Annotated in this window: 22 protein-coding genes, 1 tRNA gene and 1 pseudogene; 13 read left to right on the top strand and 11 right to left on the bottom strand. The window is 65.1% G+C overall.

What is annotated here, in order from left to right:
• A pseudogene (locus PKA57_RS11730) lies at nucleotides 1–232 on the bottom strand (hypothetical protein); the annotation flags it as partial.
• Nucleotides 233–571: 339 nt separating this feature from the next.
• Between PKA57_RS11730 and PKA57_RS11725 the strand changes: the two are divergent.
• The 3 genes from PKA57_RS11725 to PKA57_RS11715 all read left to right on the top strand — a co-directional run bounded on the left by PKA57_RS11725 (nucleotide 572) and on the right by PKA57_RS11715 (nucleotide 3,104).
• A complete protein-coding gene (locus PKA57_RS11725) occupies nucleotides 572–2,134 on the top strand; it encodes a TadG family pilus assembly protein (RefSeq protein ID WP_324300754.1) in 1,563 nt (520 codons plus the stop codon).
• A gap of 75 nt (nucleotides 2,135–2,209) precedes the next feature.
• Nucleotides 2,210–2,623 (top strand): response regulator, encoded by a 414-nt coding sequence (locus PKA57_RS11720; RefSeq protein WP_324300752.1) that lies wholly within the window; start codon nucleotides 2,210–2,212, stop codon nucleotides 2,621–2,623.
• A gap of 91 nt (nucleotides 2,624–2,714) precedes the next feature.
• Nucleotides 2,715–3,104, top strand: a complete 390-nt coding sequence (locus tag PKA57_RS11715; RefSeq protein ID WP_324300750.1) for a response regulator — start codon at nucleotides 2,715–2,717, stop codon at nucleotides 3,102–3,104.
• On the opposite strand, the gene PKA57_RS11710 is transcribed toward PKA57_RS11715, so the two are convergent.
• Both PKA57_RS11710 and PKA57_RS11705 read right to left on the bottom strand, forming a co-directional pair.
• On the bottom strand, nucleotides 3,094–3,630 hold the full coding sequence (locus tag PKA57_RS11710) for a transposase (RefSeq protein WP_324300747.1): 537 nt from the start codon (nucleotides 3,628–3,630) through the stop codon (nucleotides 3,094–3,096). The two genes, PKA57_RS11715 and PKA57_RS11710, sit on opposite strands and share 11 nt — an antisense overlap.
• 318 nt (nucleotides 3,631–3,948) lie before the next feature.
• Nucleotides 3,949–5,004, bottom strand: coding sequence for an AraC family transcriptional regulator (locus PKA57_RS11705; protein ID WP_324300746.1), 1,056 nt, complete (start codon nucleotides 5,002–5,004; stop codon nucleotides 3,949–3,951).
• 395 nt (nucleotides 5,005–5,399) lie between these two features.
• On the opposite strand from PKA57_RS11705, the gene PKA57_RS11700 reads away from it, so the two are divergent.
• The gene (locus PKA57_RS11700) at nucleotides 5,400–7,415 is read left to right on the top strand and encodes a DUF1302 domain-containing protein (RefSeq protein WP_324300744.1); all 2,016 of its coding nucleotides are present in this window, start codon (nucleotides 5,400–5,402) and stop codon (nucleotides 7,413–7,415) included.
• Between the two features lie 77 nt (nucleotides 7,416–7,492).
• Here PKA57_RS11700 and pgm read toward each other — a convergent pair whose 3' ends face one another.
• The gene (pgm, locus tag PKA57_RS11695; RefSeq protein WP_324300742.1) at nucleotides 7,493–9,145 is read right to left on the bottom strand and encodes a phosphoglucomutase (alpha-D-glucose-1,6-bisphosphate-dependent); all 1,653 of its coding nucleotides are present in this window, start codon (nucleotides 9,143–9,145) and stop codon (nucleotides 7,493–7,495) included.
• Between the two features lie 255 nt (nucleotides 9,146–9,400).
• On the opposite strand from pgm, the gene PKA57_RS11690 reads away from it, so the two are divergent.
• Entirely contained in the window at nucleotides 9,401–10,756 is a 1,356-nt protein-coding gene (locus PKA57_RS11690; protein WP_324300740.1) for a ferric reductase-like transmembrane domain-containing protein, read from the top strand.
• A 130-nt stretch (nucleotides 10,757–10,886) separates the two neighbouring features.
• Here the strand turns inward: PKA57_RS11690 and PKA57_RS11685 are convergent.
• Both PKA57_RS11685 and PKA57_RS11680 read right to left on the bottom strand, forming a co-directional pair.
• Nucleotides 10,887–10,963, bottom strand: a tRNA-Arg gene (locus tag PKA57_RS11685).
• A 111-nt stretch (nucleotides 10,964–11,074) separates the two neighbouring features.
• A complete protein-coding gene (locus PKA57_RS11680) occupies nucleotides 11,075–12,127 on the bottom strand; it encodes a P1 family peptidase (protein WP_324300738.1) in 1,053 nt (350 codons plus the stop codon).
• Nucleotides 12,128–12,235: 108 nt separating this feature from the next.
• Here PKA57_RS11680 and ggt point away from each other — a divergent pair, with 108 nt between their 5' ends.
• Entirely contained in the window at nucleotides 12,236–13,978 is a 1,743-nt protein-coding gene (gene ggt, locus PKA57_RS11675; protein ID WP_324300736.1) for a gamma-glutamyltransferase, read from the top strand.
• On the opposite strand, the gene glk is transcribed toward ggt, so the two are convergent.
• Genes glk through PKA57_RS11655 form a run of 4 tightly spaced genes read right to left on the bottom strand, consistent with a single transcriptional unit; the run spans nucleotide 13,975 to nucleotide 18,733 of the window.
• Nucleotides 13,975–14,979 carry a glucokinase gene (gene glk, locus PKA57_RS11670; protein ID WP_324300734.1) on the bottom strand — a complete coding sequence of 335 codons (1,005 nt, stop codon included), beginning with the start codon at nucleotides 14,977–14,979 and terminating at the stop codon, nucleotides 13,975–13,977. The two genes, ggt and glk, sit on opposite strands and share 4 nt — an antisense overlap.
• The gene (locus PKA57_RS11665; protein ID WP_324300732.1) at nucleotides 14,976–16,520 is read right to left on the bottom strand and encodes a HAMP domain-containing sensor histidine kinase; all 1,545 of its coding nucleotides are present in this window, start codon (nucleotides 16,518–16,520) and stop codon (nucleotides 14,976–14,978) included. Before PKA57_RS11665 ends, glk begins: the two co-directional genes overlap by 4 nt.
• A 35-nt stretch (nucleotides 16,521–16,555) precedes the next feature.
• Nucleotides 16,556–17,980, bottom strand: coding sequence for an FAD-dependent oxidoreductase (locus tag PKA57_RS11660; RefSeq protein ID WP_324300730.1), 1,425 nt, complete (start codon nucleotides 17,978–17,980; stop codon nucleotides 16,556–16,558).
• Between the two features lie 21 nt (nucleotides 17,981–18,001).
• Complete coding sequence (locus tag PKA57_RS11655; protein WP_324300728.1) at nucleotides 18,002–18,733, bottom strand: TVP38/TMEM64 family protein; 732 nt, start codon at nucleotides 18,731–18,733, stop codon at nucleotides 18,002–18,004.
• Nucleotides 18,734–19,083: 350 nt separating this feature from the next.
• On the opposite strand from PKA57_RS11655, the gene rpmH reads away from it, so the two are divergent.
• The 6 genes from rpmH (at nucleotide 19,084) to PKA57_RS11625 (ending at nucleotide 24,246) form a co-directional block, all read left to right on the top strand.
• The gene (gene rpmH, locus PKA57_RS11650; protein WP_324300726.1) at nucleotides 19,084–19,218 is read left to right on the top strand and encodes a 50S ribosomal protein L34; all 135 of its coding nucleotides are present in this window, start codon (nucleotides 19,084–19,086) and stop codon (nucleotides 19,216–19,218) included.
• A 111-nt stretch (nucleotides 19,219–19,329) separates the two neighbouring features.
• Nucleotides 19,330–19,737, top strand: coding sequence for a ribonuclease P protein component (gene rnpA, locus PKA57_RS11645; protein ID WP_324300724.1), 408 nt, complete (start codon nucleotides 19,330–19,332; stop codon nucleotides 19,735–19,737).
• Nucleotides 19,730–21,565, top strand: a complete 1,836-nt coding sequence (yidC, locus tag PKA57_RS11640; protein ID WP_324300722.1) for a membrane protein insertase YidC — start codon at nucleotides 19,730–19,732, stop codon at nucleotides 21,563–21,565. The genes rnpA and yidC overlap by 8 nt, the downstream gene beginning before the upstream one ends.
• On the top strand, nucleotides 21,565–22,251 hold the full coding sequence (gene yihA / locus PKA57_RS11635) for a ribosome biogenesis GTP-binding protein YihA/YsxC (RefSeq protein WP_324300720.1): 687 nt from the start codon (nucleotides 21,565–21,567) through the stop codon (nucleotides 22,249–22,251). Before yidC ends, yihA begins: the two co-directional genes overlap by 1 nt.
• Nucleotides 22,252–22,270: 19 nt before the next feature.
• Complete coding sequence (gene argB / locus PKA57_RS11630) at nucleotides 22,271–23,194, top strand: acetylglutamate kinase (protein ID WP_324300718.1); 924 nt, start codon at nucleotides 22,271–22,273, stop codon at nucleotides 23,192–23,194.
• Nucleotides 23,195–23,202: 8 nt separating this feature from the next.
• On the top strand, nucleotides 23,203–24,246 hold the full coding sequence (locus PKA57_RS11625) for a DUF1036 domain-containing protein (RefSeq protein WP_324300716.1): 1,044 nt from the start codon (nucleotides 23,203–23,205) through the stop codon (nucleotides 24,244–24,246).
• 3 nt (nucleotides 24,247–24,249) lie between these two features.
• Here the strand turns inward: PKA57_RS11625 and PKA57_RS11620 are convergent, their stop codons facing one another.
• Nucleotides 24,250–25,512: a DUF2336 domain-containing protein gene (locus PKA57_RS11620; RefSeq protein WP_324300714.1), complete on the bottom strand. Its 1,263-nt coding sequence runs from the start codon at nucleotides 25,510–25,512 to the stop codon at nucleotides 24,250–24,252.
• Between the two features lie 117 nt (nucleotides 25,513–25,629).
• On the opposite strand from PKA57_RS11620, the gene PKA57_RS11615 reads away from it, so the two are divergent.
• Nucleotides 25,630–26,358: a pyrimidine 5'-nucleotidase gene (locus tag PKA57_RS11615; RefSeq protein WP_324300712.1), complete on the top strand. Its 729-nt coding sequence runs from the start codon at nucleotides 25,630–25,632 to the stop codon at nucleotides 26,356–26,358.

Raw genomic sequence — 26,358 nt, 5'->3', positions numbered from 1 at the left:
CCGCGACGCCGAGGCCGCTGCCCAACGCGCCGCCGTCGCCAAGAAACGAACCCGGCAGACCCGGCGCGCCGGGGCTTCCGGGCGAGCCCGGCTCTCCCGGCGCACCCGGTGCGCCCGGCGTTCCCGGAGTGCCTCCGCCGACTTCCGAGGAATAGGAGATCTTGTCTGTCGCGCATGCCGCAAGCATCAGACATGCCGACGAAATCATGAGCGCCTTTCTGAAAGCTGCCATCCTCAACACGAACACCTCCACTGACGGACGAATTGAAGAGCGACCGCTGGAGCGCGCGGCTCCCGGCCTCATTTCTTGTAGTCCAACACCCACGTGCTCTGTGTGCTGATCTGTGCAGATATGTCAGGATGCTCACACACCGGTCCCGATCCGGGAACGGCGTTAACGCCAAAGTAAAGCGGCCGGGTCTTCACTCTTCTGCAACTTCGTCCGATCATGCGCTGCATGAAGGAGGTGCTCGCCTTGATACCGGCCGATCACGCATCGCCAAAATGGCAGCTTCGCGTATGTGCCGCGCGGCGCGGCGGGCGCAGCTTCGGGTCGTGCGAAGCGGGCATCGTGTCGGTCATTGCCGCAGGCGTGCTGGTCCTCGTCATCGCCCTTGCGGCGGTCGTTGTCGATGCCGGCTCAATGCTTCTCGCGCGTCGGACGCTACAGGCCGCGCCGGGTGCGGCGGGGCTCCCCGCCGCGCCGAAGCTCGAAAACGCGCCACCCGCCGCCGGCGATGCACTCGCGCGGAACGGCTTCGATGCGGGGAATCTCGGATCGGCGGAGCTCGGCCGCTATGACAGCTCGCAAGCGGCCGGCCAGCGCTTCACCCCCACGAACGACCCCGCGATGATCAACGCCGTGCGCGTCTCGACACAGGCGACGGCGCGCATGTACTTCTCCCGCGCGCTTGGCCTCTCGAACTTCGCCAATATCACAGCGAGAGCGACGGCCACGATCTCACCGACCATCGCCTTCGGCGCGGGCACCCAGCTTGCAAATCTCGATGCCGGGGTCATCAATTCGATCCTGAGCAGCCTTCTCGGAAGCTCCGTCTCGCTTTCGCTCGCCGACTATCAGGCGCTCGCCCGGGCGCAGGTCGATGCGCTGTCCTTTCTCGACGCATTGGCGACGAAGGTCGGGCTCGGCGCAGGATCGAGCTATGGCGACCTCCTGAACGCAAATGCCAGCATCGGGCAAGTTCTCGATGCGGCAGCGGAAGCGCTGCAAAACGGGTCCGATGGCTCATCGGATACGAGCGTCGCCCTGTCCGGCATCAACATGATCGCGGGCCGTGTGCCGTCCGGCACCAGCATGAGAATCGGCGATGTCGTCGATGCGGGTTATTTCTCGGGCAAGGCCGTCGGCCAGGGCAGCAGCGCGGCGCGGCTTTCCATCCTCGACATCATCGAGTCCTCGATCGGCTCAGCCAGCACAGGAAAGACCATCGGCCTCGGGCTCGGCATCCCCAATGTGACGAGCGCGAAGCTCGCCATAGGCGCGCCGATGAGATTCGCCATCGGTCCTGCGGGCACGACGATCCACACCGCCCAGATAAGGATCGCCATCGTCCTGAACGCCACGATCGCAATTCCCCTGGTATTGCCTGCGACGGGCATTTCCGTGCCCATCTACATCGAAGGGGCGGAAGGTACCGCAACCGCCAGCGCCATACCCTGCCAGATGAGCGACCTCGCCCACATCGCAAGCACAGCCGGCGCGGCGACAGCCCGCTTCGCGACCGTCAGCAATCAGGCGCTCGTCGATTTTTCCTCGGCGCCCACTCCCGGCGCGGCTCAGGTGTCGCTCGCGGGTTTCAGTCTCATCACCATCTCGGGCAGCGCGACCGCCGCCGGCGCCGGCCCGACCGAACTGAAATTCGCCAGCATCGGCGAGACGCAAAGGGTCAGCGGCACCGATCCCGGCGCCTCGCTTCTGCCGAACCTCAGAAACTCGCTGAGCGTCACGCCGTCCATCCCTCTCGTCACGCCGCTCATCAACACGACCGTCTCGACGCTGGTTCAAACGCTCGGCACCGTTCTGATGCCTGCCTTGCAGGCGCTGGGCGTGCGGCTAGGAAACATGGACGTAACCCTCTCCGGCGTGAAATGCACGCCAATGCTTGTCGAGTAGGCGTATGGAGAGCGCAGCCTTCACATCCGTTCACACGGTTACCCGGACGCCCCGGAGCGCAGGGAGTTACGACACATGAACGCCGATATTCAGCTTCGCCGCGCGCTCGTCTATGACGACGATGAAGCCTTCGCGGAAGAATGCGCCGAGGCGCTGGCGCGCCATGGATATGAAGTCACGACACGGAACGGAAACAGCCGGTTTGCCGCGCTTCTTGCCTCGGTCGAGCCGCAGCTTCTGCTCCTCGATCTTCACATGCCCGATTTCGATGGTTTCGAGGCATTGCGTGCGATCCGCGACTACAAGGGGAAGGACGCTCTCACCGTCTTCATCGTCTCGGCGGCGGAACCTTCCCTGATCGCCATGGCCGAGACGCTCGCGCAGCCCTATGGAATCAGACTTGGCGGCTTTCTGGGCAAGCCGGTGACGCTCGCCGCGCTGGAGAAGGCGCTCGCCAGCGCCGGCGACGACAAAACAGCACAAATCTGAAGGCCGCGCGCCGCGATCATTTACGAACTCTTAATCACTCCGGGCGCCTCATTATGGCAGCATGGAAACTCTGAGAGGAGCCGTCCGGATCATGCAGGCCAATGTCCTCGTTGCCGACGACGATCCAGCACAACTCGCCGAGATGAGCGATTTCCTCGAGCATGCTGGCTTCTCCGTCATAAGGGCGCATGACGGCCACCACGCCGTCGAGCTGATCGCCCGGCACCGGCCCCGCATCATGATGCTCGACGTCAACATGCCCGGATGGGATGGCGTTCGCGTCGCGGATGCCGCGCGCAACCTCGATCATCGCGCGGTCATCATCCTCATGACCGGCGACACCGATGCGCTGAAATATGCGATCAGCACCGATTGCGGCGCCGTGATGGCGTTTCCCAAACCCGTCGAGCTGCCCAAGCTGATGAGCTTCCTCAAATCGACCTTTGGCGAGATCGAGCCGGAAGCCGCCGTCAACCTCTGATGAGGGACGTCGCCGGAATCTGCTCCGGCGGCGATGCCGGACGTCCGAGGGACAAATCCAGAAGCTGCGAGCGGATGCGCTCCGACATGGCGGGCATGGTGGCGCGCAGCTCGTCGAGCCTGAGCAGCATGCTCTTCGCCGTCAGGTAACTCACGCCGAGCTTGCGGCTCACCTGCGATATGCTGGGGCGCTGGCGGCGAACCTCCTGAATGTGGAGAAGGACGACCCAGGATGTCAGCGATACGCGGGTGCCATGGAGCGGCGTTCCCGATGTCACGCTGTACTGGCAGCGGCGGCACGCCTTGCAGGTCCACAATCCCGGCCGCGTCGTGAGGCGGCACGCGGCGCCGAGCGTCTTGCAATTCAGGCATTCCGGCCCGTATGGCCAGCGCGCGACTTCCAGAAGGGCGCGGCTCAGCTCCTCCGATTCGAGCACCTCTCCGAGAGAGGGCAACTGCACGACGCGGCCGAACGCCCTGCTGGCGATCGTCAGTGATGCGGGAAGGGTTGTGATTTCATCCGACATGAGCCGCCGTTCCGTCATTCGATGAGTGTTTCAAGCCTCGGGACACGCCACGAAGATCGACCGGCGATCGGACCGTGACATTCCCGGCAGGTGCGGAGAGTTGCCGGTTCCGACCGAAGCGGGACCGGGCGGGTTCGGGAAGACAGCGTCGAGCCATAAGCATGGAGCTTGGGGGGCATTCGCTCGGATCTCCGCCGTCTTCCCGATCGGGTCTCGCCGCCGGTCGAGACCGACAACTCAAGCGCTTACCCGGTTTCGAACGGGTACGATGCGAGTCTGCTGCCGCAGACGGGCGAGGTCATTGGGAATTGCGTCGAGTTATGTGAGCGCCTGCATCGAGGCTCCGCGCCTCTCATCCCGATTGCGGGACGAAGCTGCGTGCGCCTCCGGCATCTCTCTCATCCGCTCCGCCCCGAGGCGGGCCGCTCTGAACCTCTGCGGCGAGCATCCATTCCAGCGCCGAAAGGCGCGACGAAAATTCGCCGTATCCTCGAAGCCGAGAAGCGCGCCGATCTCAGCGACGCTGAGTTCCGTTTCCCAGAGGCATGATTTAGCGAGCCCGTTGCGCACGTCGTCGCGTATGAGCTGGAAGGATTCGCCCTCGCCCAGAAGTCTCCTGCGAAGCGTGCGGCTGCTGATATTGAGCGCTCTCGCAACCTCATATTCATTGAGAAGATGCCCGCGCTCGCCAGCCAGGATGCGCCGGACATCGAGCGCGCAGCTCTCCGTCTGCCCGCGCTTGCGCAGCAGCTCTCCGCACTGGCGGACAAACATATCGGCGATCGCATTGCCGGCGGCGGCAAGCGGCCTGTCCACCGCCTCGCGCGGGCCGATCAGCCGGTTGGCCGGCCTGTCGAAAGCGATCGGCAGTCTCAGATAGCGCCGGTATATCTCCTCCGGCATTTGCGGCCTGAAGGCGAATTCGAGCCGGCAGCCCTCAAGATCGGCGCCGATAAGCTCCTCGAGCGCGGTCACGGTCGCCGCGAAAAAGGCTTCCGGCAGAAAGGCCGGCGCGCCCGGTACCTCCACCGATGGCGTCAGGGTGAGCACCACGCCTTCCTGATCGAAGGCGAAGCGGATGCTCCTCTGGGCCGTGCCCACGGGATTGTGGCGAACCAGAAACTCGGCGGCCTGACGAAGCGTGCGGCAACTCATCAGCGCATGGCCGAGCACGCCGTGAGAACCGAGATGAAGCGAGCTGCCGAAGCGAAGGCCTAGCGAGGGATCGCCGGTGAGCGCCACGGCCCTGCCGCAGAGCCGGTAGAACTCTTCCTCTTCGAGCGGCCCGGCGGCGCCGGTCAGAAGGGAGGGGTCGTGCCCCGTCTCGCGCAAGATCCGCGCGAATGCAAAAACATATGCGGCCTGGACTTTCATCTCCTGCCCATATCCGCTCTCGTCTTTGGCCACATCGGACCTCACCCAACCGGACCATAGGTCCGAAACCGCGCAGCGGCAACCGCGGCAGGGGCCCCGTGTGAGCGAACGGAAGAAGATTGCGACGCGCGTACCGACGACGCGAAAACCAAACGATCCGTACACGTTTCTTTCGATTTTCGTCGGCCACATTGTGGGGAATTGTCGGGCGCTTCGAGTTTGATGGCCGGTCCACATCGGACCCCCGCTTTGGCCGGACCGGACCTCACCCGAAGGCCGCTTTCATTCCGAAATAGACCCTCGCAGCCACAGCGCGCGTGAGCGGGAATCCTCATGCGCGAAGCACTGAAGCGGGCAACGCCCCGCGTAGCGTAACAATCGCAGAGGGGAGAACAATGCGGCCTCAGTCCCGCCTGAATGCCAGAAACCTCATTCCGGCCATCGCGCTCTTCGGCGCCGTGTCATTCGCCTTGCCGGCGTCGGCGGCGCAGTACAATTTCGGCGATGTCGACGTCACTCTCGACAACACGGCCTCGGTCGCGGCGAGCATCCGCACATCGCGCCAATCCTGCGATCACATCTCCGTCTACAATGGCGGCTGCACAAGCTCCAACGGTGCCGATTACGATGTGAATTCGGATGACGGCAATGTGAACGTCGAACGCGGCGAACTCATCTCCGCACCGCTGAAAATCATCTCGGAACTCGGCGCCAAGTGGCAGAACTTCGGTGCCTTCGTGCGCGCCAAGGCGTTCTGGGATCCGGTCGCCTACAAGCTCGGCGACGGCTCTGGCGATTACGGCCCCATCACGGCGCCGACGCGCCAGCGCCGCCCGCTCCAGGATTTCTATCGCGGCGACGACGCCTATAATCGCGAACTGCGTCAGATGAAGCTGCTCGACGCATTCGCCTATGCCGACTTCAATGTCTTCGGCGATCTGCCGCTCAATGTCCGCATCGGCCGGCAGGCCGTAAACTGGGGCGAAAGCACGTTCATTCCCGGCGGCATTTCCTCCTATCTGCCGCTCGATGTCGCCGCCTTCACGAAACCCGGCACGGAACTCAAGGAAGTGTTCCTGCCGCAGAACACTGCCTATGCGAGCCTCGGCCTGCCCGCAAACTTCACGCTCGAGGCGATGTATATTCTTGAATGGAACAAGTCACCGCTTCCTCCCTGCGGCACCTTCTTCGCGCCGAGCGATGCGCTGGCCGACGGTTGCGCCTATGCGCTCAGCAATGGCGAATTCTACTCGCTGCCGGATGGCTCGCCGCGCTCGACGACCGGCCTTTCCGATCCGCTTTTCGTTCAGCGCGGCGCCTCGCAGAGCGCGCGTAACAGCGGGCAATGGGGCGCGGCGCTTCGCTACTATGCCGACTGGCTCAATGACGGAACGGATCTCGGCGCCTATTTCGTGAACTTCCACGACAAGCTGCCGATCGGCACCTTCACGGCCAATTCCAACCAGACGATGCTCTCCACCGTCGCGCTGCTCTCGGGCGGCGACATGACGAGCCCGGCCTGCACGATCACGCTGCTGACGAACGAAGCCGGCCAGCCGATCTCGACATGCGGCGGCGCCGAGGGGCTCGATTCGCGAACCAGCGGCAAATATCTGCTCGCGCAGTTTCCCGAAGACATTCACATGATCGGCACGAGCTTCAACACCACCATCGCCAACTTCATGAACGGCACGGCCTTTTCGGGCGAGCTCGCCTTCTTCACCGACATGCCCTTCCAGATCGACACCACCGAGCTTCTCGGCGCGGATTTCGTCAATGCGGGATTCACGGCGCAGCCCGGCCAGCAGGCGATCTATCAGGGTGCGCCCGTTCGGCCCGGAGATGTCATTCCCGGCTATCAGCGCACGCGCGCGCTGCATGGCCAGGCCTACACTCTGAGCACCTTCACGCCCTCCAACTGGCTCGTGCAGGCGGCGCGTGGCGACTTGCTGGTTCTGGTCGCCAATGCGGGCTTCCAGTATCTGCCCGATGCGAGCGGCAACCGGTTCATGATCCCGCGCTCCGGCGAAACGCATCCGAATGCGGGCATGGCAACCGTGCTTGGAGACTCCTGCCGCACGACGACGGGATGCGTCATCGCTCCGCAATATGCATCGTCCTTCTCGTGGGGTTATCGCCTGCTCGCCATGATGCAATACAACTCATTCATGGGAACGGCGGTGACAGCGACGCCGCGCGTCTTCTTCGCGCATGACGTGAAGGGATATTCGGCAGGACCGATCGGGCCGGGCTTCGTGGAAGGCGTGAAGACGGTCGGCGCGGGCGTCGATTTCGACTACAAGTCGGCCTACAAGCTCAGCCTCGACTATGCCTCGAGCTTCGGCAACCGCTACAGGAACGCGATGGTGGACAAGGACTTCGCCAGCGCCTCGCTTTCCTACGCCTTCTGAGCGGGAACGGAACTGAAGCGACAGCCCGGCCGCGAGCGGCCGGGCTTTTCCGTATGGCGCGTCGAGTGTCCTATCGCCTATCCCTGCCGGACCAGCCCGTCGACGACCGCCTGCGCCTCCTGCTGGATGCGGCGCAGATGATCCATGCCGAGAAAGCTCTCGGCGTAAATCTTGTAGACGTCCTCCGTCCCGGATGGCCGGGCCGCGAACCAGCCATTCTTCGCGATCACCTTGATGCCGCCGATCGGCTGGCCGTTGCCGGGCGCCCTGTCGAGCTTCGCCACGATTTCTTCTCCGGCGAGTTCGCGCGCCGCTATGCCCTCGGGCGTGGCTTTCTTCAGCGCGGCCTTCTGCGCCGCCGATGCGGGCGCGTCGATGCGTTCGTACCAGGAGACACCGAGATCGCCCGTGGCATCGCGATAGATAGCGCTCGGGTCCTTGCCGATGCGGGCTGTCATTTCCGCCGCGAGCAGGCCGAGAATGATGCCGTCCTTGTCGGTCGTCCACACCGTGCCATCGCGCCGGAGGAAGGAGGCGCCCGCGCTTTCCTCGCCTGCGAATGCGACCGATCCGTCGATCAGGCCGGGGCTGAACCATTTGAAGCCGACCGGCACCTCGACAAGGGCGCGGCCGATCTTGCCGGCGAGCCTGTCGATCATGCCGCTGCTGACGACCGTCTTGCCGATGGCGCTTCCCGCCCCCCAGTCCGGGCGGTTCGCGTAGAGATAGGCGATCGAGGCGGCGAGAAAGTGATTGGGGTTCATCAGCCCCGAGGACGGGCAGACGATGCCGTGGCGATCGGCATCGGTATCGTTGGCGAAGGCGATATCGAACTTGCCGCTCATGCCGACCAGCCGCTCCATCGCATAGGGCGAGGAGCAATCCATGCGGATCTTTCCGTCCCGGTCGAGCGTCATGAAGCGGAATGTCGGATCGACGGCATCGTTCACGACCGTTGCGGCGATGCCATAGCGCTCGATGAGCGGCGCCCAGTAATGCACGGCGGCGCCCCCGAGCGGATCGATGCCGATCCTCACGCCGCTCGCCCGGATCGCATCCATGTCGACGACATTGGCGAGGTCGCTCACATAGGGGGTAATGTAGTCATGGGCGTGGACCGACGCTGCCTTCCGTGCGCGGGCGAGCGGCACGCGGCGCACCCCTTCGAGTCCCCGCTCGAGAAAACCATTGGCCGCCTTCTCGATCCATCCGGTAACGTCCGTATCGGCGGGGCCACCGTTCGGCGGGTTGTATTTGAAGCCACCATCCTCTGGCGGGTTGTGCGAGGGGGAGATGACGATACCGTCGGCAAGCCCGCTCCGGCGGCCCTTGTTCCAGGTCAGGATCGCATGCGAAATGACGGGGGTCGGCGTATATCCTCCGCCCGCGTCGATCATCGTCTCGACGCCATTGGCCGCGAAGACTTCGAGCGCGCTTGCAAGCGCGGGCTCGGAGAGGGCATGCGTATCCATGCCGAGGAAAAGCGGACCGTCGATCCCGGCATGCTGCCTGTAGAGGCAGACGGCCTGCGCGATCGCCAGAATATGCGCCTCGTTGAAAGCGCCATCGAAGGCGGAGCCGCGATGGCCGGAGGTGCCGAAGGCGACGCGCTGGGCGGCAAGGCCGGGATCGGGCGTGTCCGAGAAATAAGCCGTCACAAGTCTCGGCACATTGACGAGCATGGATGCCGGCGCCAGCTTGCCTGCCAGCGGATTTGCCTTCTCTGTCATCTTTTTTGCTTTCGCCCCGGAAGTGTCTGAAGCCATGGCCGGCACCGCTGTGAGCGGGGATGCGCGGCCAGGCGCTCGCCCAGATTACCCCGCCTTGACGTGCGTCTGGATTCAAATCTGCTCATTGCCGGAGGGACGCTCTCATCGGGACCGGGTAGTCTCCAAAGATCGGTGTCGCCGTTGAGTTCCACCCTGCAGCATGGCTCAGTGCCAGAATCGTGGCGCTACCGAGCCGAAGTAGAAGGAACCTCATTCATGAGGCGCTTGAAGATCGTATTCTGGGCTGCGCTTGTTCTGCTCACTGTGCTCTGGCTCGCGACAGACCCGAACGCCCTGCAACCGTCAGGGTTCTTTGCGCTTCGCGGGTCCATGGTTCAGCTCAGCGGCCTGCTGGCCATGACCTGCATGAGCCTTGCCATGATCCTCGCTCTCAGGCCGCGATGGCCGGAGCGGTGGATCGGCGGCCTGGACAAGATGTACCGCCTGCACAAGTGGCTCGGCATCGGTGGGCTCGTGCTCGCGATCATTCACTGGCTGTGGTCGCAGGGTCCGAAATGGGCCGTCGGCCTTGGCTGGCTCACTCGCCCCAAGCGCGGCGCGCCACCGGCCTCCGTCAACACGGTCGAAGAGGCCTTTCGGTCCTGGCGCGGGACCGCCGAGGCCGTCGGCGAATGGGCTTTCTACGCTGCGGTGTTGTTGATCGCGGTAGCGCTCATCCACCGCATTCCCTACCGGCTCTTCTACAAGACGCATCGCTTGCTGGCGGCAGTCTATCTGGTGCTGGTCTTCCACACCGTCGTGCTGATGAAATTCCCCTATTGGGCCTCGCCGCTCGGCCCGGTCATGGCGATCCTCATGGCCTACGGGACATGGGCTGCGGTCGTGGTGCTTTCGCGCCGTGTGGGTGCGAGCCATAAAGTGGACGGGGCGATCACGCGGCTGCAATATTTTCCGAGCCTTCGCGTGCTCGAGGGCGACATCGAAACCTTGCAGGGCTGGCCCGGGCATAAGCCTGGACAATTCGCTTTCGTCACTTCGAACGAAGCAGATGAGGCACATCCCTTCACGATCGCCTCCGCCTGGAATCCATCCGATCGTCGGCTGACATTCATCACCAAGGAACTCGGCGACTACACGCAGAGCCTGCCAGACACGCTGCAGGTCGGGCAACCGGTGAAGGTCGAAGGTCCCTATGGCTGTTTCACCTTCGATGACGGCTACGAACGGCAGATCTGGATCGGCGGCGGCATCGGCATCACGCCCTTTATTGCCCGGATGAAGCAGTTGGCGATGGATCGAAAGGCCTATCCCAGCCGGCCGCACCCACAGACAATCGATCTCTTCCACACCACGGCCGACTGGAGCGAGGACGCCATCGCCAAGCTCACGGCCGATGCGGAGGCAGCAGGCATACGCCTCCACGTGCTGCACGACCCGCGTGATGGCCTGCTCACCGGCAACCGTATCCGCGCCGCTGTGTCCGACTGGAAAGAGGCCAGCATATGGTTCTGCGGCCCGGCCGGATTCGGAGCTGCGCTGCGCAGCGATTTCGCCCGTCACGGGCTGCCTGTAGACGAGCGCTTCCACCAGGAGATGTTCGTGATGCGGTGAGCGAGACGGCGACAACAGTGTCCCGTGCCGCGCGGCAAGACATTACCGGCGCCATGACTTCCGGCATTTGTCAGCCGGAGCCCGCACTCTCGCCCGCAGGCCCAGCCTGGTTCCGGATTTGTGGAAATGGTGGCGCGCCGGGGAAGATTCGAACTCCCGACCCCCAGATTCGTAGTCTGGTGCTCTATCCAGCTGAGCTACCGGCGCAGGCTCTCCATGGGGCCAACCGCTCCGGGTCGGCAATGCGAGAGCGGCGCAACTCTTAAAGGGTCGAAGGACGGATGGCAAGTGCCGAGGAGGGGGCAAATCGCGCTTCGTTCAGCGCCCGTATCTGGCGCGGTAACTCTCGGCGTCCCCGAGGGTTTCGGCCTCATAGACCCCGCGGGCGACGGCCCGGGCGAGGCAATCGGCGGCGATGGAGCCCAGCGCGGCCACCGATCCGGCGCGATTTTCTGTGCCGAGCCGGACCCTTCCCGTTGCCAGCACGAAGACGACATCGCCGTCGACAGGGGCATGAACGGGCCTGATGGCGCGGGCAAGGCCGTCCTGCGTCATGATGGCGACGCGGCGCGCCTCAACCGGCGTCAGATCGGCATCGACCGCGACGAGGCCTATCGTCGTGTTGCCCCCCTCAACCTTTCCCGCCATGCCCGTCTGCGCCGCCTTCGTCTCCTCCAGCGGGTCGCGGGCGGCAAGCCCCTCCATCCGTTCCGGCCAGCCGCGGCCGCCGAACTCGCCATCCATTTCATAAGGCGCGGCCCAGAAACGGTCGCTGCCGGGGATGATGGCGGAGCCGAAAGGATTGGCGGCGACGATCGCCCCCACGGTAAGCCCCCCGGCGCTCACGGCCGAGGCGGAGCCGAGCCCGCCCTTGAGCATGCCCGCCCGCGCGCCGAACCCCGCCCCGGCATTGCCGAGCGCGAAACTCCGGCCCGCCTGCTCGCAGGCACGCCGCCCGAGCGCGCGATAGGGCGGCTCCTCGCCCCAGTTCTTGTCGCCGCCATTGGTGAGATCGAAAAGGATCGCCGAGGGCACCACGGGCGCCACCATGGCCGAATTTCCGAGCGCGAAGCCGCGCCCGCGCGCGCCGAGCCAGGAGACGACGCCCGAGGCAGCATCGAGGCCATAGACGGAACCTCCCGAGAGCACGACGCCATCGACCTCCTCGACGAGGCATGAAGGGTCGAGCGCGTCCGTCTCGCGCGTGCCGGGAGCGCCGCCGCGCACATCGACGGCGGCAACGGCGCGCCGCCCGGGCAGGATCACGGTGACGCCCGTGCGGGCGCCCGCGTCTTCCGCATTGCCGACAAGAATATCCTCAACATCCGTGATGAGATTAAGCCGCCCCTTGCGGATGCCGCCGATGTTCATAAGCTGTCCCTCGCACTGCCGGCCGCCAAGGGGGCGCGGTCACGCTCCGAACCCTATCAGACTCCGGGCGTTTCGGGACCGGCCAAACGGCGCGAAGGGGACGAGATCATGACACCGAAGAGAATTCTGCCGGTCGTCGGCATGGCAATGCTCATTGTCGTCGTGGCGCTGTGGTGGACCTTCGGCGAGGGCACGCGCAAGCCCTATATGGTCGCCAGCGCAAACCCCTATGCGAGCGAGGCGGGCGCACAGATCCTGAAGGAAGGCGGCAGCGCCGTTGACGCCGCGATTGCCGTTCAGGCGGTGCTGACGCTCGTCGAGCCCGAATCGTCCGGTCTCGCGGGCGGCGCGTTCATGCTCCATTGGGCGCCCGAGAACGAAAAGCTCGACGCCTATGACGGCCGCGAGACGGCGCCGGAAGGCGCGTCCCCCGGCATGTTCCTCGACGACAAGAAAGAACCGCTGGGGATCAAGGATGCCGTGCTGAGCGGCCGCTCGGTCGGCGTGCCAGGCGTCGTGCGCCTGCTCTGGCTCGCCCATCAGGAGCATGGCGTCCTGCCGTGGAAGAGGCTTTTCGAACCGGCGATCAGGCTTTCGGAACAGGGCTTCAGGATTTCGCCGAAGCTCGCCGCCTCGATCGCGCGCGACCCGGCGCTCGCCTCCATGCCGGTGGTGCAGGATTACTTCTTCACGAAGGACGCGGACGGCAGTCGCGTGCCGCTCGCGGCCGGCGCGCTCCTCAAGAATCCCGAACTCGCGGAGACGCTGAAGCTCATCGCCGACAAGGGGCCCGATGGCTTCTATTCCGGCCCGGTGGCGCAGAAGATCGTCGATGCGGTGACCCATGCGCCCGCCCTTCCCGGCACGCTCTCGCTCGCCGACCTCGCCGCTTACGAGGCCAAGCCCCGCGAGCCCATCTGCCGGCCCTATCGCGTCTATCGCATCTGCACCATGCCGCCGCCGACATCGGGCGGCATCTCGACGCTCCAGATTCTCGGCATCCTCGAAAATTTCGACATGGGGCAGATCGAGCCCATGTCGCTCGTCGCCGTGCATTTCATCGCCGAGGCCGAGAAGCTCGCCTATGCGGACCGCGCCAAATTCATCGGCGATCCCGATCATGTCCATGTGCCCGTCGACGCCATGCTCGATGCGACCTATCTGCGCAAGCGCGCGAGCCTCATCGATCCTAGCCTCTCCATGGGCCGCGCGGCGCCGGGCGAGATCGGCGACAGGCGCGCGGACGCCTATGGGCTCAATGGCGACATTTCGCGCCCCTCGACGAGCCATTTCAGCATCATCGACGCGCAGGGCCGCGTCGTCTCCATGACGACCTCCATCGAGGCGCCCTTCGGCAGCCACCTCATGGCGGCGGGGCTCATGCTCAACAATCAGCTCACGGATTTTTCCTTCGTACCGGAGGAAAACGGGGCGCCCGTCGCCAACTCGGTCGCGCCGGGCAAGCGCCCCATGTCGGCGATGGACCCGGTCATCGTCTTCGACGACAAGGGCGCGTTCTTCGCCGCCATCGGCTCGCCCGGCGGCAGCCGCATCATCGGCTATGTCACGCAGACGCTGATCGCGCTACTCGACTGGCACATGCCCATGCAGGAGGCAATCGCCCTGCCCCGCTTCGTCGACCGGAACGGCCCGCTCGAGATCGAGAAGGGTACGACGCTCGAAACGCTCGTCCCGCAACTGAAGCAGCTCGGCCACGAGGTGAAGGATGCGGAACTGCGCAGCGGGCTTCACGGCATCCGTGCGACGCCGACGGGGCTCGATGGCGGCGCCGATCCGCGCCGCGACGGCACGGTCGTCACCGGCACGCTCGCGAAGGGCGGTCTCTTCTAGAGACGCCTGGCGAGGGCGGCATGGGCGAGGCCGATGAGCGCCGCATCACCGCGCATGATCGCATGCACGGGAATTTCCGCGAGATAGGCGGCAAAGCGCCCCTTCGCCTCGAAGCGATGGCGGAAAAGCGCCTCGTCGAAGAGGCCCGGCCGCTTCGCAATCCAGCCCGGCACGATACCGCCGCCGATGAAGACGCCGCCTTCAGCGCCGAATGTGAGCGCGAGATTGCCGGCGACGGAACCGAGCCAGCCGCAGAAGAGCGAGACGGCCTCCATGGCGACGGGTGAGCGGCCCGCCGAGGCCCAGTCTGAAATGTCGGCGCCTGTCGGCTGTCCTTCGACCGCCTTTCCCTCAAGCGCGCAAAGCGCCGCGTGAAGCGCGACGAGCCCCGGCCCTGACAGCACGCGCTCGACCGACACATGGCCATATGACGCCATCAGCCGTTCGAGCACCGCAAGCTCGCGCGCATCTGTCGGCGCGAGATCGGCATGACCGCCCTCGCCGGCCAGCGCGATATGGGAGCCTCGCCCATCGGGCACGAGGGCGGCGACGCCGAGGCCCGTGCCCGCGCCGAGAAGCGCGATGGGAGCCCCCACCCGCGCCGCGCCGCCGCCAATGGCGTGGAGATCGCCCGGCTTCAGCCAGGGCACGGCGCGCGCGAGCGCGGCGAAATCGTTCATGAGGAGGGGATGAGAAACGCCCGTCGCGACCGCGATCGCGCTGACGGAAATATTCCAGGCGCAGTTCGTCATATGGATTTCAGCCGCGTCGCCTTCTCCTCTGACGGGGCCCGCGGCAGAGATGGCGGCCGCGTCGATGCGCGGCCTTCCCTTGCGCTCGAGAAAGATGCCGAGCGCGTCCTCGAGGCTTGCATGATCCGCGGTCGGCAGAACGGATGCGGCCTCAAGCTCGATCTCCACGCCATCGCCCCGCGCGAGAGCGAAGCGGGCATTGGTGCCGCCTATGTCGGCCACGAGGACGGTGCGGCCAGCGGCGCTCATTGCGCACCTGAAAGCGAGGTGAGGCGCGCCCCCTGGCGTTCCGCCTCGGCGCAGCCTTGTGTGCTCGTTTCCATCGGAATGCAGACCCGGAAGACCGTTCCATCGCTCCCTGTCGCCAGAAGCTCTATTCCGCCGCCATGGCCGCGCGCAAGCTCGTCTGCGATGGCAAGGCCGAGCCCCGCGCCGCCCGATCTGGCACCTGCGGCGAAAGGCTGGAAGAGATGCTCGCGGGCCTTCGGCGCAAGGCCCGGTCCCGTATCCGCGACCTCGATATGAAGATGCTCGCCCGCACGGCGCGCGGCGATGCAGATGACGCCTTCTCCGCCCTTGCCTTCCTGGATCGCCTGCACGGCATTGCGGGTGAGATTGAGCAGGATACGGAACAAATGGTCGCGATCGGCTTCGGCCATGAGGCCCGGCGGGCTCTGGTTCGCCCAGCGGATTTTCGTCTCGTCCGGCACGCCAGACATTTCGCGCACCTCCTCGAGTAGCGGCGCAAGTTCGAAGCGGCTGCGGCGCGGCAGCTCCTCATCGGCCCGGCCGAAGCGCAGCGTCCGCGTGCAGAGGTCGATAGCGCGATCGATCGAGGCGAAAAGGCGCGGCGCCAGATGCTGCACCGTCGGGTCTTCCACGGCGCCGATCCGGTCGCCTATGAGCTGGGCGTTGGCGAGAATGTTCCGCAGATCGTGATTGATGCGGCTCACCGCCGCGCCGAGCGAGGCCAGATGCGCGCGCTGGTTCAGCGTCGCGCGAATGTCGTGCTGCATGGCGCCAAGCTCGCGCTCCGCCACGCCGATCTCGTCTTCGCGGCTCGACGGCGCGATGACGCGGCGCGCATCCTCCGGGTTCTCGCGAAAGGCTACCATGTTTTCCGTGATGCGCCGCATCGGCCGCACGAAGACGATGTGCAGCACCAGAAAGACGAGGCTCGCCGTCATGATCGAGATGACGAGCGAAAGCAGGAAGATGTTCTCCCCGTAGCGGATCATCGCATGGCGGAGCGGCGTTTCGCTGACGACGATGCGGATGAAATCGCCCGCGCCGAAACGCGGAAATCCCGTCACCACGATGACGCGGCCGTCGCCGGCAAGGAGCGTGCGGAAGGCATCCACGATGAGCATCGGCGCCATGGCCGTGCGCAGATCGTAAGCCGCATCGACCTTGGGCGGCATCTTCTCGCTCAGCATCAGCCGGTGCACATTGTTGCGATAGAGCGAGACGGAAAAGACCTGCGCGTTCTCGAGAAGCTCCTGCTGCAAGGCAGGCGACACCATGTTGTCGGGCGTCGCCTCGAGCGCGAGCGCCGCGATCTGCGCGCCGCCCAGCATCTGTTCGAGCCATGTCTTGCGGAAATTCGCGATCGAGGGCACGAAGATGAGCACTTCGCTCAGCATGACGAAGAGGACGGTCAGCACCAGCAGACGGCGCGACAGGCTCCGCCGCAGAGGATGGACGAGACGCAGCCGGAGCGGCATGCGGCGCATCGCCCTTCCCTCGGCATCGTCATGCGTCATGCGCGGCGTTCCCGGCTTCCCTGACATTCTGGAAGATCATACTCCGAAACGGCAAGGACGGATCAGCCGAAAAGGCCGAGGAAGCGCACGATCGCCCGCGTCCGCCCGCTGAAAAGCGTGGGCGTGTAATAGGAAGCGGCGGCGCGCCTGGAGATTTCGGAGAATGTCGGATAGGGCACGACGAGGCTCGCCATGGCGCCGAGCTTCAGCCCCTGCGATCTGGCCAGCACCCATGGCAGGATGAGTTCGCCCGCATGGGGGCCGACGATGGTGCAGCCGAGGATGCGGCTGTGCATGTCGGTGATGACCTTGATCTCGCCTTCCGTCTCGTGTTCGGCCTGGGCGCGGTCGTTTTCGGCGAGATGCCAGCGCAGGACATTGATCTTCATGTTGCGCGCGCGGAGCTCCGCCTCCGTCTCGCCGACATGGGCAAGCTCGGGATCGGTATAGGTCACCCAGGGAATGGCGCCATAATCCACACGGGCCGGCAGGCGGAAGAGCGCATTCCTTATGACGATGCCGGCGTGATAATTCGCGACATGGGTGAACTGAAGCCCGCCGATGACATCGCCAATCGCAAAGACGCGCCCGTTCGTCGTGCGAAGGCGCGTATCGACCTTGATGCCGTGCCGGTCCCACTCGATGCCCGCCTTGTCGAGATCGAGCCCTTCGACGGCGGGCCTGCGGCCGGTGGCGACGAGAAGATGCGTGCCCGAGACGACGCGCGCATCGCCCCCTTCCCCGATGGTCACGGCGATATGACCCGCCTCGCCTTCCACGCGCGTGACATTCGCCCCCTCGATGATCTCGACGCCTTCCTGCGCGAGACGATCGGTAACGAAGGCGACGAGTTCGGGATCGTCCTTGGACAGAACCTTCGCTGCCTCGATCACGGTCACCTTCGCGCCGAGGCGGCGATGCGCCTGCGCCATTTCCATGCCGACGGGTCCGCCGCCGATGACGATGAGATGCTGGGGGCAAACGGTATTGCTGAAGATCGTTTCATTGGTGAAGACGGGAACGGTGTCGAGCCCCGGAATTGGCGGCAGGGCCGGATGCGAGCCCGTGGCGATGACGAAGCGGCGTGCCCTGATTTCCTTGCGGCCCGCGATCACGGTGCGGGCATCCTTGAAGCGCGCGTGGTCCTTGACGACGATGACGCCGAGCCCTTCGAAACGCGCGACGGAATCGTTCGGCGCAATCGCATCGATGACGCCGCGCACATGCGCGTTCACTCGCGCGAAATCCACCTCGGAGCTGCAATCGTCAAGGCCGAAGGCCGCGCCCTGCCCTCTGCGCCAGGCATGTTTCGCCGCGGCGAGGAGTGCCTTTGAAGGAACGCAGCCCGTATTGAGGCAGTCGCCGCCCATCTCGCCGCGCTCGATCAGCACGGTGCGCGCGCCCATCTGCGCCGCGCCCGCCGCCACCGAAAGCCCGCCGGAGCCGCCGCCGATCACACAAAGGTCAGCCTTGATCACTTGCACCATGAGATCTCATCCGGAAACTGTTCAGGCATTGCGGCGAAAGCGGCGGTAGATGACGGGCAGAAGCGCGAGCGCGGCAAGCGCAAGAATGGGGCCGATGATCTGCGGCTCGAAGATGAGACCGAGATCGGGCGAGCGGCCCGCATCGAAGACGGCGCCAAGGCCATTGCCCAGGCTCGCGAAAACGAAAGTGCCCGGAATGATGCCGATGAATGTCGCGGCGATGAAGGTCGGAAGGCCGACACCGAGAAAGGCGGGCGCGAGATTGACGAGAAAGAACGGAAATATCGGCACCAGGCGCAGCACGAGAAGATAGCTGAAGGCATTTTCGCGGAACCCCTCCTCCATACGCTGCAAGGCAGAACCCGCCTTCGCGCGCAGAAGATCGCCGAGCGCCGATTTCGCGGCGGCAAAGACGATCGTCGCGCCCAGGGTCGCCGCGATGACGGTGAGCGTGCCACCCATGAGCGTTCCGAAGAGAAAGCCGCCCGTCAGCGTCGCGACGAGGGCGCCGGGAACGGAAAAGGCCACCATCGCCGCGTAAAGCCCCATATAGGCCAGCATCGCAAGGAGCCTGTGCGCCGCGACCCATTCCGACAGCGCCTGCCGGTTTTCGCGCAGGGCATCGAGCGACACATAGCGATCGAGGCCGAGCGCAAGGAAGAGCGCGAGCCCCGCCGCGAGGACGGCGAGAGGCCAGAGCCGCCGCAGCGAAAAGCGGCTTTCTCCCGGCGGAACTGGCGGATCTGCGGCCATGTCTCTTCCCGATACGAACACACGATACGAACACAAGGCGAACATGCGCCTTTCGGCCCGCGCGCCTTTCCGATAATCGACCATAGCCGAGAATCGGGCGGGCGCAGCCCCGCAAGGACCGGACCGCTCGCCCGATCACCTGATTGTGACGAGGGCCAGGCCATGACGAAACCGGGGCCTTACCGGGCCTGCCTGCATTGACTTTTGCGGCTCTGATCGACTATACAGCCCGCCAGACAGCCGTCAGGTGCCAACGCCGACGGCTCTTCACATTATTGGCACCCAGTGTGCCGGCAGGACTGGACCCGGCTACGGGCCAGACCTCTCGCCAGATCCGCCGGAGAAGAGACGTGAAACGGACTTACCAACCGAGCGAACTCGTCCGCAAGCGCCGCCACGGTTTCCGTGCGCGCATGGCGACGAAGGGTGGACGCAAAGTGCTCGCCGCCCGTCGCGCGCGCGGCCGCAAGCGGCTCTCGGCCTGAACGGCGGCCTGACGGGTCGGACTGAACCCGTTTCGGCGGAACGTCCCGCCGTCTGAACGGGCCCCCGAGGATCGGGACAGCTCTGGACGGGATGGGCCTCTGGACAGCCGCATGAACCGCCGCCCCCATATCGACAGATTGAGGAAGCGGCGCGATTTTCTCGCTGCGGCCACCGGCCGCAAATGGGCGGCGACGAGCCTCGTTCTCCAGGCGCGCAAGCGCGAGGACGAAGCGGAGCCCCGCATCGGTTTCACGGTCACACGCAAGGTCGGCTCCGCCGTCGTCCGCAATCGCGCGCGACGGCGTCTCAGGGCAGCCGCCGGCGAAATCCTTCCGCTCCTCGCCAAACAAGGCTACGACTACGTGCTGGTCGGGCGCGCGGCGACGCTGAACCGGGCCTGGCCCGACCTCCTCGACGATTTGCGCAACGCCTTTGCCAAGGTACACGGCAACGTGCATAAGGCGCGCCGGAACTCCTCACGACATTCCGAGGGCAAGGAAGACACGTCTCATGGGTGACAACCGTAATTTTCTCATCGCCATCCTGCTTTCGGTCCTGCTTTTCGTCGGCTGGCAGCATTTCGTCGTGACGCCCCGCATGGAGGCCGAGAAAGCTCGCCAGCAGGCGATCTCCGAGCAGCAGGGACAGCCCGCAGGCACCGCGGCGACACCCGGCGCCGGGGAAGGCGCGCGTCTGCCCGAGGTCTCCACCCTCGCTCCGAGCGGGGCCACCATCACCCCGACCGTGCTCGGCACCGACGAGGCGCTGGCGCAATCTCCGCGCGTCAAGATCGCCTCCGAGCAGCTCGACGGCTCGATCGCGCTCAGGGGCGCACGCTTCGACGATCTGCGCCTCAGGCAGTATCGCGAGACGGTCGACAAGACGAGCCCGGAAGTCGTGCTGCTCGCGCCGCGCGGCACCGCGAAGCCCTATTTCGCCGAATATGGTTTCGTCGCCGCGCCGGGCGTGGCAGCGAAGCTTCCCGGCGCCACGACCCCCTGGACGCTCGAGAACGGATCGACGCTGACGCCGGAGACGCCCGTCACCCTCAAATGGGACAATGGCGAGGGCCTCGTCTTCCACCGCACGATCTCGGTCGACCAGAATTTCCTCTTCTCGATTTCCGACCGGATCGAAAACAGGTCCGCCGCGCCCGTCACGCTCTATCCCTATGGCCTCGTCTCGCGCACGGGCAAGCCCGAAGGCAAGAGTTTCTATCTCCTGCATGAAGGCTTCATCGGCGAATTCCTGAACAATGGCGAGCAGACGCTCAAATATGATTCCGCCGTCAAGGACGGTCCCAAGACCGTTTCCGACACGGAGGGCTGGCTCGGCCTTACCGACAAGTACTGGGCGACGACGCTCATTCCGCAGACGGGCAAGCCCTTTGTCGGCCGCTTCAGCGCCGAGCCGGGCCCCGGCAACGATCCCGCGCGCGAAACCTTCCAGGCCGATTTCCGCTACGAGGCGCTGACGATCGCGCCGGGCCAAAGCGCCACGGTGGACAACCGCCTCTTCGCGGGCGCCAAGGTGTCGAAGCTCGTGAGCAAGTATCGCGACGAGGGCATCTACCGCTTCAACCTGCTCATCGACTGGGGCTATTTCTGGTTCCTGACGCAGCCGGTCTTCAAGGCGATCGACCTCATTGCGCATCAGGTCGGCAATTTCGGCATCGCCATCCTGATCATCACGGTTCTCATCAAGCTCGCCTTCTTCCCGCTCGCCAATCGCTCCTATGAGGCGATGAGCAAGATGAAGAAGCTCCAGCCCGAAATGGAACGCCTCAAGGAAGTCCACAAGGACGACAAGATGCGCCAGCAGCAGGAGATCATGGAGCTTTACCGCAAGGAAAAGGTGAACCCGCTTGCCGGCTGTCTGCCGATCCTGATCCAGATCCCGGTGTTCTTCGCGCTCTACAAGGTGCTCTTCGTCACCATCGAAATGCGGCACGCGCCCTTCTTCGGCTGGATTCACGACCTCTCCGCGCCTGACCCGACGACGATCTTCAATCTCTTCGGCCTCATTCCCTGGGCGCCGCCCGCCTTCCTGATGATCGGCGCATGGCCGCTCCTCATGGGCTTCACCATGTTCGTGCAGCAGCGCATGAACCCGGCGCCCGCCGATCCCATCCAGCAGCAGATCTTCCTGTGGATGCCGGTGATCTTCACCTTCATGCTGGCGAGCTTCCCGGCCGGCCTCGTCATCTACTGGGCCTGGAACAACCTTCTCTCGGTTCTCCAGCAGGGCGTCATCATGAAGCGGCAGGGGCTCAAGATCGAAATCTTCAGCAATCTCGGCCTCGACAAGCTCTTCGCGCGGCGCGGCGCGGGCGGCGACAGGTCCTGATGACCGAGAGCCCGCAAGACGATGCGCAGGCGCTGGAAGCAGGGCGCTGGCTCTTCGCCCAGCCCTGCACCTTTCTGCGCGGAGTGAACGATCTCGGCGGCCTGCCGCCGATGAGCGTCGCCGAGATCGCCTTTGCGGGCCGCTCCAATGTCGGCAAGTCGAGCCTCGTCAATGCGCTGACAGGCCGCTCGACGCTCGCGCGCACATCGAACACGCCGGGCCGCACGCAGCAGCTCAATTTCTTCGAGCTTGGGCCGGTGGGCAAAGCCGCCCTCATGCTCGTCGACCTGCCGGGCTATGGCTATGCGCGGGAGACGAAATCGACGGTCGCCGCCTGGACGCGCCTCGTCGTGGACTATCTCAGGGGCCGGGCCAGCCTGCGCCGCGTGCTCCTCCTCATCGACTCGCGCCACGGGCTCAAGGAGAGCGACCGCGAAATCATGGCGCTGCTCGACGAGGCAGCCGTCTCCTACCAGATCGTGCTGACCAAGACCGACAAGCTCAAGCCGGGCGAGCTTCAGCTCAGGCTCGAGGAAGTCGGCGCGGCGATCAAGCGCCATGTCGCGGCGCATCCCTCGATCATCGCCACCTCATCGGTCGAGGGCAGCGGCATCGCGGAACTCAGGGCCGAGATTGCCTCATTGGCGGACCCTGCGAGCATCGGCTATAAACCGCGGACGGAATAAGAGGGAGCGCGAGGCGGCCATGCCGGACCATCACACGCACAATCCGGCCGAAGAGGCGAGGGACAGGGAGCGCGCCAACGTCCTCTCCGAGGCCCTACCCTATATGCAGCGCTACGACAAATGCACCGTCGTCGTGAAGTATGGCGGGCACGCCATGGGCGACGAGGAGCTGGGGCTCGAATTCGCGCGCGACATCGTGCTGCTGAAGCAGGCGGGCATCAATCCCATCGTCGTGCATGGCGGCGGCCCGCAGATCGGCGCCATGCTCAACCGGCTCGGCATCAAGAGCGAATTTTCCGGCGGCCTGCGCATCACCGACAAGGCGACCGTCGAGGTCGTCGAGATGGTGCTGGCAGGCTCGATCAACAAGAACATCGTCTCCCTGCTCAACCGGGCGGGCGGCAAGGCCATCGGCCTTTGCGGCAAGGACGGCAATCTCATCGTCGCGCGCAAGGTCGAGCACAAGGTTCACGATCCCGAATCGAACATCGAGAAAATCCTCGATCTCGGCTTCGTCGGCGAACCGGAAACGATCAACCCGGAAATTCTCGAAACCATTCTCGAATCCGACATAATTCCGGTCATCGCGCCGGTCGGCGTGGCGCCGAATGGCGACACCTACAACATCAATGCGGACACGGCGGCGGGCGCCATCGCCGCCGCGATGGGCGCGACGCGCCTTCTCCTTCTCACCGATGTGCGCGGCGTGCTCGACAAGCAGGGTCAGCTCATCGAGGAACTGACGGTCGATGACGCCAAAGCGCTGATGAAGGACGGCACCATTTCGGGCGGCATGATCCCCAAGGTCGAAACCTGCCTCGATGCGGTCGATGGCGGCGTCGAGGCCGTCGTCATCCTCGACGGCCGCGTGCGGCATGCGGTGCTGCTCGAACTCTTCACCGAGCACGGCGCGGGCACGCTCATCCAGAAGAAAGCGGGCTGAGTTCCGGGATGCCTTCCCGCCCGCGCACATCCCGCCGGGACGCGAGGGGCATCGCCGCTTCCTTCCTGTTTTTCTCCCTCCTCTTCTGGGCATTTCCGGCGAAGGCCGATTACCGGCTCTGCAACGCGACGAGCTATGCGCTCGCGGGCGCCATCGCCCTTCAATCCGATCCGGCGGACGTACACTCGGAATGGCATTCGCAAGGATGGGTGCGCATCCTTCCCGGCGCCTGCGCCTCGGTTCTCGCCGGGCCGATCCGGGCGAGCAGCCATCATGTCTTCGCCCGCTCAATCGAGGCACATCAGGGGCCGGTGAAATATTTTTCCGGCAATGAGCGCTTCTGCACCCTGCCCGGAGACTTCGCCATCACGGGCCGCGAGAACTGCGCCATGCGCGGCTACGAATCCAACAACTTCATCCGTGTCGAGACAAATTCCGGCGACGAGTGGACGACAACCTTCAGCGAGCCCCGCAACTATACGCTGGAGCGCGCGCGTGTCGCGGGCGTGCAGCGGCTTCTGCGAGACAATGGCTTCCGCATCGCCCGGATCGACGGCATCGCCGCCAAGGCGACGCAACGGGCCATCATGGCCTTTCAGCGAGCCGCGGGCAGGCAGCCGACGGGCATGATCGACGAGGCGCTGCTGGGCGCGCTCATCGAGGGTGCTGAACGGGAACAGGACCGCCTCGGCCTCGATATCTGCAACAGGACCGGCCATCTCGCCTGGGCCGCTATCGGTGTCGAGGCCAAAGAGCAGGGCCTGTCGAGCGGCTGGATCAGGATCGAGCCCAAGGCTTGCGTGAAGGCGGTCAAGGGCAAGCTCGCGCCCGGCGGCTACTCGGTCTATGCGGAGGCCGTGGACGAGAAGGGCATGATCGCGAAGGAGAACGGGCGGGCGCTTGTCTGGTCCGGCAGCGAAACCTATTGCACCAAGACGACGCGCTTCGAGATCAGGGGGCGCGAGGCCTGCGCCGCGCGCGGCTACGATGAAAAGAAGTTCATGCCGATCCGGACGGGCGGCAAGGCGCGCTTCGACTTTGCGCTCGAATAGGCCTCACGTCTCGATGCCGAAATAGTGGAGGTGCCAGAGCAACTCACGCTCCTCCATCGGATAGTCGATACCGCCGCGCGGCAGAACACGCGCGTCGATCGGAACACTGGCGACGAATATCTGGATGGCGAGCGCGGTGCGCATGGCAAGGCCCGCGCGCCAGCAGAGCGCCGAGATGCCCTTGCCGCTCTTGACCTCGATGATATGCGCGACGGTGGCTTCGGGAACGCCTGCCAGAAGCGACAGCGCCAGGGTGACGGCGCCGCGATGCTGAAGCGAGGCTGCTTTCGCCACCATGTCGTCGCCGAGCGCGCCTTCCTCATGCGCCTTGCGGATGCGCTCGACGACAATGTCGGATGTTGGCGCCTCGGCCTGCGCCTCGATGCGCGCCTGCGTGCGCGCCTTCAACTCGATCTCCGTTTCCGGGTCGAGCTTGTGGCGCCGCACGAGTTCCTCGACGAGGCCACGCGAAACGAAAACGGCGATGCGCCTGATCGCGCGCAGCGACAGCGCGGGCCGCATGACGAGCGGCAGGTGCCAGGCTTCGATGGAGGCGGCCTCGCGGAGAATGTTGTCGAGCGTTTCTTCTCTGATCTCGGCGCTCGGATTGGCGATGAGCTGGGCGATGGCCGGAATATCGAGCGTCGCGACGATCGCATCGGTGAGCGCGCCGCCAATGTTGCGGCGGCGGGCTATCGCCTCGAGCGCGCCCTGAACGCGCGTCGTGGCGACGATCTCGATCAGATCGTCCTCGGAGAGCAGCGGCGAATATTCGAGCACCGGGCCGCAGACCGCGCCCTCCGCGTCATGCGCGAGGCGGATCGCCAGCCGCTTGGGAATAGTCGGGCAGGATTTGATTTCCTCGGCCACGATCTGGCGTACGCGCGTGAACTCGTCGCGGGCGAGCTTTTCGAGGAGCGTCATCACGCGATCCCGCACATTCTCGCGCTCGTCTTCCGGCATGTCAGGCACGATGCGGGCGATCTTGCGCGCAAGCTCCAAGCGCACCTCCTCATCGGCATCGGTCTGGAGGATTTCATCGGCCTGAATGGGCGTCGAACGATTGGCCGCGACGAGCGAGCGCACGGCCGGGTCGTCGTCGCCCGCCAGATAGTAGAGCGTTTCTGGCGGCGCATCGGGCCGGGCGGCAAGCTCGCGCTTCAGCGCGCCCGAGCGGCTTTCGAGCGCGCGGCGCGCGTCCTCGTAGCGAAGCTCCGAAGGGAGCTTCCGCCAAGTGAAAAGCTTTTTCAGGCTTGCGAGCCGCATCCACACCCTCCGGAACGGCCCCGAGTCTTCCCGCCGGCGCTTAATGTTACGTTAAGATTTGGAGGAAGGCGGCGCCGCCCGCTTGCAAGCTTGCGCTTGGGGGTCCACATAAGGGCCATGACGGACAACAGCTCTCATTTCAGCCCCCTGCGTGGCCCGGCGGCGAACGCCTTCGCGCATGTCGAGCACTGGGTCTTCGACCTCGACAACACGCTCTATCCGCCCGCCTGCGATCTTTTCGGGCGGATCGACGAGAAGATGTGCGACTTCATCATGCGCTTCCTCGATGTCGATGAAACGGAAGCGAAGCGCATACAGAAGGAGTTCTATGTCGAGCACGGGACGACTCTTGCGGGCCTCATGGCTGTGCATGGCGTGGAGCCGCAGCAGTTTCTCGCCCATGTTCACAATATCGATGTGAGCGCGGTCACGCCCGACGCCGCGCTCGGGCGGGCCATCGCGGCGCTGCCGGGCCGCAAGGTGATCTTCACCAACGGATCGGTCGCGCATGCCGAGAATGTCATCACGCAACTCGGCATCGGCCATGTGTTCGAGGGCATCTACGACATCGTGACGACGGATTACCGGCCGAAGCCCCGGCGCGAAGCCTATGAGCGCTTCATCGCGGCAAGCGGGATCGCGCCGCAACGCGCGGCCATGTTCGAGGATCTGCCGCGCAATCTCGAAGTGCCGCACGCGCTCGGCATGAAGACAGTCTGGGTGAGGCCGCAGGGCGAAAGCGGGCCGGAGCGTTTCCAGCGCCTTGCGCATGAGGGCGGCGACGCGCCCCATGTGCATCACGTCGCCGACAACCTCACGGATTTTCTGAAAGAGATCGCGCCCTGA

It is taken from the genome of Parvibaculum sp. (assembly GCF_035325945.1).
In the GTDB taxonomy this organism is placed as follows: Bacteria; Pseudomonadota; Alphaproteobacteria; order Parvibaculales; family Parvibaculaceae; genus Parvibaculum.
This window is presented reverse-complemented; position numbering and strand designations above follow the sequence as displayed.

Bases quoted from the DNA above. Each gene is read 5' to 3' on its own strand.
- PKA57_RS11720 (WP_324300752.1), top strand. From the start codon at position 2,210: ATGAACGCCGATATTCAGCTTCGCCGCGCGCTCGTCTATGACGACGAT.
- PKA57_RS11715 (WP_324300750.1), top strand. From the start codon at position 2,715: ATGCAGGCCAATGTCCTCGTTGCCGACGACGATCCAGCACAACTCGCC.
- PKA57_RS11710 (WP_324300747.1), bottom strand. From the start codon at position 3,630: ATGTCGGATGAAATCACAACCCTTCCCGCATCACTGACGATCGCCAGC.
- PKA57_RS11705 (WP_324300746.1), bottom strand. From the start codon at position 5,004: ATGAAAGTCCAGGCCGCATATGTTTTTGCATTCGCGCGGATCTTGCGC.
- PKA57_RS11700 (WP_324300744.1), top strand. From the start codon at position 5,400: ATGCGGCCTCAGTCCCGCCTGAATGCCAGAAACCTCATTCCGGCCATC.
- pgm (WP_324300742.1), bottom strand. From the start codon at position 9,145: ATGACAGAGAAGGCAAATCCGCTGGCAGGCAAGCTGGCGCCGGCATCC.
- PKA57_RS11690 (WP_324300740.1), top strand. From the start codon at position 9,401: ATGAGGCGCTTGAAGATCGTATTCTGGGCTGCGCTTGTTCTGCTCACT.
- PKA57_RS11680 (WP_324300738.1), bottom strand. From the start codon at position 12,127: ATGAACATCGGCGGCATCCGCAAGGGGCGGCTTAATCTCATCACGGAT.
- ggt (WP_324300736.1), top strand. From the start codon at position 12,236: ATGACACCGAAGAGAATTCTGCCGGTCGTCGGCATGGCAATGCTCATT.
- glk (WP_324300734.1), bottom strand. From the start codon at position 14,979: ATGAGCGCCGCTGGCCGCACCGTCCTCGTGGCCGACATAGGCGGCACC.
- PKA57_RS11665 (WP_324300732.1), bottom strand. From the start codon at position 16,520: ATGTCAGGGAAGCCGGGAACGCCGCGCATGACGCATGACGATGCCGAG.
- PKA57_RS11660 (WP_324300730.1), bottom strand. From the start codon at position 17,980: ATGGTGCAAGTGATCAAGGCTGACCTTTGTGTGATCGGCGGCGGCTCC.
- PKA57_RS11655 (WP_324300728.1), bottom strand. From the start codon at position 18,733: ATGGCCGCAGATCCGCCAGTTCCGCCGGGAGAAAGCCGCTTTTCGCTG.
- rnpA (WP_324300724.1), top strand. From the start codon at position 19,330: ATGAACCGCCGCCCCCATATCGACAGATTGAGGAAGCGGCGCGATTTT.
- yidC (WP_324300722.1), top strand. From the start codon at position 19,730: ATGGGTGACAACCGTAATTTTCTCATCGCCATCCTGCTTTCGGTCCTG.
- yihA (WP_324300720.1), top strand. From the start codon at position 21,565: ATGACCGAGAGCCCGCAAGACGATGCGCAGGCGCTGGAAGCAGGGCGC.
- argB (WP_324300718.1), top strand. From the start codon at position 22,271: ATGCCGGACCATCACACGCACAATCCGGCCGAAGAGGCGAGGGACAGG.
- PKA57_RS11625 (WP_324300716.1), top strand. From the start codon at position 23,203: ATGCCTTCCCGCCCGCGCACATCCCGCCGGGACGCGAGGGGCATCGCC.
- PKA57_RS11620 (WP_324300714.1), bottom strand. From the start codon at position 25,512: ATGCGGCTCGCAAGCCTGAAAAAGCTTTTCACTTGGCGGAAGCTCCCT.
- PKA57_RS11615 (WP_324300712.1), top strand. From the start codon at position 25,630: ATGACGGACAACAGCTCTCATTTCAGCCCCCTGCGTGGCCCGGCGGCG.